Annotated in this window: 4 protein-coding genes; 2 read left to right on the top strand and 2 right to left on the bottom strand. The window is 58.3% G+C overall.

Going from position 1 to position 5,338, the window contains the following annotated elements:
- Positions 1-122: 122 nt before the first annotated feature.
- Positions 123-590, bottom strand: a complete 468-nt coding sequence (locus ACVWXZ_RS14145) for a hypothetical protein (protein WP_414422246.1) — start codon at positions 588-590, stop codon at positions 123-125.
- Between the two features lie 137 nt (positions 591-727).
- A complete protein-coding gene (locus ACVWXZ_RS14140; RefSeq protein WP_457482660.1) occupies positions 728-1,939 on the bottom strand; it encodes an acetate kinase in 1,212 nt (403 codons plus the stop codon).
- Between the two features lie 233 nt (positions 1,940-2,172).
- Between ACVWXZ_RS14140 and serA the strand changes: the two genes are divergently transcribed.
- Both serA and ACVWXZ_RS14130 read left to right on the top strand, forming a co-directional pair.
- Complete coding sequence (serA, locus tag ACVWXZ_RS14135) at positions 2,173-3,753, top strand: phosphoglycerate dehydrogenase (RefSeq protein WP_011433001.1); 1,581 nt, start codon at positions 2,173-2,175, stop codon at positions 3,751-3,753.
- Positions 3,754-3,829: 76 nt separating this feature from the next.
- Positions 3,830-5,131 carry a bifunctional folylpolyglutamate synthase/dihydrofolate synthase gene (locus ACVWXZ_RS14130; protein ID WP_457403182.1) on the top strand — a complete coding sequence of 434 codons (1,302 nt, stop codon included), beginning with the start codon at positions 3,830-3,832 and terminating at the stop codon, positions 5,129-5,131.
- Positions 5,132-5,338 lie beyond the last annotated feature (207 nt).

Genomic DNA, 5,338 nt, shown 5'->3' with positions numbered 1-5,338 from the left:
TCTGCCATTTGTTTTCATCTAAAAAAACCAACTTCATCCTCTTTCCTCTATAAATTATTCTCTCTATCCTAACATAAGATCAACACGACCTAGTATCCTCTGTGTCTTTATCCAAACCGTTTTCAAAGCACTCCGGTAAATGGGAAACTGCCGCTGCCCAGCCGCTCCTGCCGATCGAACACACTGATGGTGAGCTGATGGGATCCCGTTTGAGTGAGGGTAAAGCGATTCTGGGTCAGGGTCAGCCCTGTAACGGTGCAGGTGGTCGCCCCAACGAAGCAGCCGGGCAACTGAGCAGCATCAAAAGCTCCCAGGGTTACGAAATTGCCCAGTGGGGTGGTGACGGAAGCCAAAAAGGCGTTGGAACCCCGGATCCCGGCAGGGGCCTCTACCCGGAAAGACACCACAAAGGTTGGAGTTTGCCCCACCAAGACGGTGCGCGGAGAGAGATCAGTAATGGTGAGGGATGGAGCAGGTATGGGAGGCGGCAGGGGCAGAAGATCGCTGCTGCCGGTCGTGCCCCCACACCCCACCAGAGCGCTGCTCAGCAGCACCAGCACTGGGATCCGTTCATGTATCCGCTGCATCATCTCTTCTCCATCCCCAAAAGATCCCAAAGGAGTCTCAAAAGACCTTCTTTCTTGAGCTTATTGTCCGAGGTTGATCTTCACCAAGCCAGTGGGCAGAAAGGAGAGAACCTGGCAAGCAGCGGCCTGGGATCCTTCGCTTATTCCCCTTGCAAAAGGCTTTGGCAAGCTGTGGCAATGGCCCAGTCCTCTTGGGCTGAGATCACCAGAACCCGCACCGGAGCATCGCAGGTGCTGATATCGCAGTTGCGGGGGGATCCGGCATTCAAAACCGGGTCGATCTGGATCCCTAAAAAACCCAGATCTGCACAGGCTGCCGCCCGCACCGGTGCTGAGTTTTCCCCAATCCCCCCAGAAAACACCAGCGCATCCAGCCGATCTAAGCTCATGAGCATTGCCCCAATCTGGCTGCGCAGACGGTGGACAAACAGATCGAAAGCCAGCTCCGCCCGGGCATGGCCTGCCTCCATTGCCTCCAACACAACCCGCATATCGCTGCTCAGGCCGGAAACGCCCTTCAACCCCGATTCTCGGTTCAAGATCCGATCCAGTTCATCCACACTCATGCCCTGGCGCAACTGATGGATCAAAATGCCCGGATCCACTGACCCCGACCGGGATCCCATCATCAAGCCCTCCAGGGGGGTATAGCCCATGGTGGTATCCACGCTTCTGCCCCCGCGAATGGCCGCCAACGAGCAGCCGTTGCCCAGGTGACAAGTGATCAGCCGCAACTCCTCCAGGGGTCGGTTCAAGATCTCAGCAGCGCGACGGGCGCAATGCTCGTGGTTGATGCCATGAAACCCGTAGCGGCGGATCCCTTGTTCAGCCCAAGCGTAGGGAAGGGGGTAAAGGGCTGCGGCCAGAGGCATTTGCTGGTGGAAGGCGGTGTCGAAAACGGCCACCTGAGGGATCCCCGGCAACAGTTGACTCAGCAGACGAATGCCGGCTAGCGCGGCAGGGTTGTGGGCTGGGGCCAAGGGGATCAATTGCTCAATCGCCCTCTCCACCTCTGGCGTAATTAAGGTGGGCTGCCGGTACAGGGATCCCCCATGCACCACCCGATGGCCGACGCCGCCGATCTCAGCCGCCTGCGGGAGCAGGGATCCCTCCCCTTGCCAGAGGCTTTGAAACAGCGGGGCCAGTTGGTCGATCCCTCCCTCAGGTGAAGCGGAGGGAAAAGATTCCCACCCACCGCCTCGCCGACGAGTCTGGATGAGGGCCTCCCCCGGCTTGTAGGTGAAATCCACCTGGGCTTGCCAGATGGGCGTGGCCTCCACCCTTCCCTCAACCGTCAGAAATAGGGAGGATTTGAGGCTGCTGGAACCGGCATTGACGACCAGAATATTCACAGCGTGTCTTCGTTGGCCTTCGCACTGCTGGGCTTAAGGCCTATAGCCCGCTTGCTTGAACAGAGCGGTTGACTACCCTGCCGCTAAGGATGACCATAGCATTAAAGCCCTCCTGCAGCTTCCTGAGGCCAAGGCGAACTGCGTAGCGGTAGGACGGAGCTTTAGACCCAATTTTTTGGGTAATCTGTTCCCCTACTTCTGTTGCCCTCCATCCCACTGGACTAACGCCGCTTATGCCCAGAGTCATCGTCACAGATCCCATCGATCAGGCGGGGATCGACATTCTCTCCCAAGTCGCTCAGGTGGATGTGCAAACCCAGCTCACCCCAGAGCAGTTGATCGCGGTCATCCCCAACTACGATGCCATCATGGTGCGCTCCGGTACACGGGTTACCCGAGAGGTAATCGAGGCGGGGACGAACTTAAAAATCATCGGGCGGGCGGGCGTTGGCGTTGACAACATCGATGTGCCCGCCGCAACCAAAGCCGGGATCCTGGTGGTCAACTCCCCAGAGGGCAACACCATTGCCGCTGCCGAGCACGCCATTGCCTTGATGATGGCCCTCTCCCGCCACATACCCGATGCCAATGCCTCTCTGAAGTCGGGCCTGTGGAATCGGCAAGAGTTTGTCGGCGTAGAAGTCTACAAAAAAACGCTGGGGATTGTCGGATTGGGTCGGATTGGATCCCATGTGGCCCAGATTGCCAAGGCGATGGGGATGAAGCTGCTGGCCTATGACCCCTATCTGTCCGTGGAGCGGGCCGAGCAACTGGGGGTACGCTTGGTGGACTTCACAACTTTGGTCCAGGAATCCGACTACATCACCTTGCACATTCCCAAAACCCCTGAAACCACCAACCTGTTCAACGCCGAAACCTTCCGCATGATGAAGCCGACTGCCCGCCTGATCAACTGCGCCCGTGGCGGTTTGGTGGATGAACAAGCCCTGTACGAAGCCCTGAAATCCGGTCAAATTGCCGGAGCGGCTTTGGATGTATTTGCCAACGAGCCCCTGAAGGACTCTCCGCTGTTTTCTCTGGGCAAGGAAGTCCTGCTCACTCCCCACTTGGGGGCCTCCACCGAAGAAGCCCAGGTGAACGTGGCCATCGATGTGGCCGAGCAGATCCGCGATGTGTTGCTGGGGCTGCCGGCCCGCTCTGCTGTGAACATCCCCGGCTTACAGGCAGAGGTGCTGCAAAACCTCAGACCCTACCTGGACTTGGCCGAAACCCTGGGCAACTTGGTTGGCCAATTGGCGGGGGATCGCGTCAACCAGTTGGAGATCCGCCTGCAGGGAGATCTGGCGGAAAAAGATGGGCAGCCGATCGTCATTGCCGCCCTCAAAGGGCTTTTGACGCTGGCGCTGCGGGAGCGGGTCAACTACGTCAACGCCTCCATTGAGGCCAAAGAACGGGGCATCCGGGTGGTGGAAACTCGAGATCCCTCTTTGAAAGATTATTCCGGATCCCTGACGTTGATTGCCCACGGCCCCAATGGGATCCGCTCGGTTTCGGGGGCGTTGATTGGGGAGCGAGAGGTGCGGATTACCCAGATCGACGAGTTCCCGGTGAATGTGCCCCCTTCCGCCAACATGCTGATGACCCTGCACCGGGATATGCCGGGAATCATCGGACGGATTGGCACCCTGCTGGGAGCCTACAATGTCAACATCGCCAGCATGCAGGTGGGGCGCAAGATCATCCGCGGCGATGCAGTCATGGTGCTCAGCTTGGACGATCCCCTGCCGGATGGGATCCTGGAAGAGGTGCTCAAGCAGCCGGGCATCCGTGACGCTTTTGTAGTGAACCTCTAGAATTGTTGATCCCTAGAAAAAATCCCAAATCTCACCTACCCTGGCAAGACGGAGTCTTTGCTTGAACCAGAGCAACTTGTCCCTAACCCTGTCCCAGATCCCAGACTGGGATTGGCCGGCCTTTCTGGAGTCCCTGGGCCATTTTGGTGTGGATCTCAGTCTGGAACGCATGCAAGTCTTGCTGCAGCGTCTAGGACAGCCCCAAGCTGGGATCCCGGCTATCCACGTAGCCGGCACCAACGGCAAAGGATCTGTCTGTGCCTGGGTCAGCCACGTGTTGTGGGCGGCAGGCTATCGTGTGGGCCGCTACACCTCTCCCCATTTGGTGGACTGGCGGGAACGGATTTGGCTGAACGGGGAATACATTTCCGCCAACGACTGGAGCCAAGCGCTGGCCCAGGTGCGAGACTGCCTACAAACCTATGCCCCTGACGAGGCTTCTCCCACCCAGTTTGAGGTTATCACCGCTGCCGCTTGGCTGTACTTCCGCCGGCAAAAGGTGGATGTGGCAGTGATAGAAGTGGGCCTGGGGGGGCGGCTGGATGCTACCAATGCTGGGATCGAGCCAGTGGTAACGGCTATCACCTCCATCGGCTGGGATCATTGGCAGCGCTTGGGCAACAGCCTTCCCCAAATTGCCTCTGAAAAGGCGGGTATTCTCAAGCCAGGGATCCCGGCAGTGTGCGCACCCCAAACCCCAGAGGTCACAGCAGTTATCCGAGCCAAGGCAGAGCAATTGCGAAGCCCCCTGAAGATGGTCGAACCTCTGCGATGGTCAGAGCCTCAAACCGTCCACTGGCGAGGGCAGCTCCTCACCTTGCCCCTCAGCGGCGATGTACAACTCACCAATGCAGCAGTAGCCCTTGCCGTTGTGGAAACCCTACAGCAACAGGGCTGGCGGATCCCGGATGCCGCTGTCGAAAAAGGATTTGCCATCACCCGTTGGCCGGGGCGCTTACAGCGGGTGCAGATTGGATCCCGTCAGTTGCTGATGGACGGAGCCCACAACTTGCCCGCTGCCCAGGCTCTCCGTCGCTATCTGGATGAGCATCAACCCGGCCCCCTCACCTGGTATGTGGGCATCCTCACCACCAAAGATGTCCAGGGCATTCTCAGCACCCTGCTGCGACCAGGAGATTGCTTTTTCGCTCTGCCAATTGCTGGCCACTCTGGGACGGATCCCGAGCAACTTGCTCAGCTAGCCCAGACTCTGCAGCCTCATCTCGCCTCGGCACGGGCACTGCCCAATCTCTCCGCTCTTCGGGCTCAGTTGCTCAAGCCGAAAAACCTCACTGAGCCACCAGCTGTAATCTGCGGATCCCTGTACCTATTGGGCCAGGTGATGCAGGAATGTTTGGGATGGGATCTAGCCTGTTGAACTGACAGGTGAAACCTTATGCAAAACCTGAGCTCCTCTCTTATAAAGAGAGAGGAGCTATGAACAAAAACTAGCTCTCAACCACTATCACTTGATCAAGATACTCCCCTACTGATTGGGTTAGGGTGGTGGGCCTGGCACCGAGCTAGGTTGCCAGCAGGTCGCCCTGCCAGTAGGTTCGCCGCTGATGCGTTTCACGTCCGAGTT

It is taken from the genome of Thermostichus sp. MS-CIW-38 (assembly GCF_054058415.1).
The sequence above is the reverse complement of the archived record's forward strand: the minus strand, read 5'-3'. Positions and strand labels throughout refer to the sequence as shown.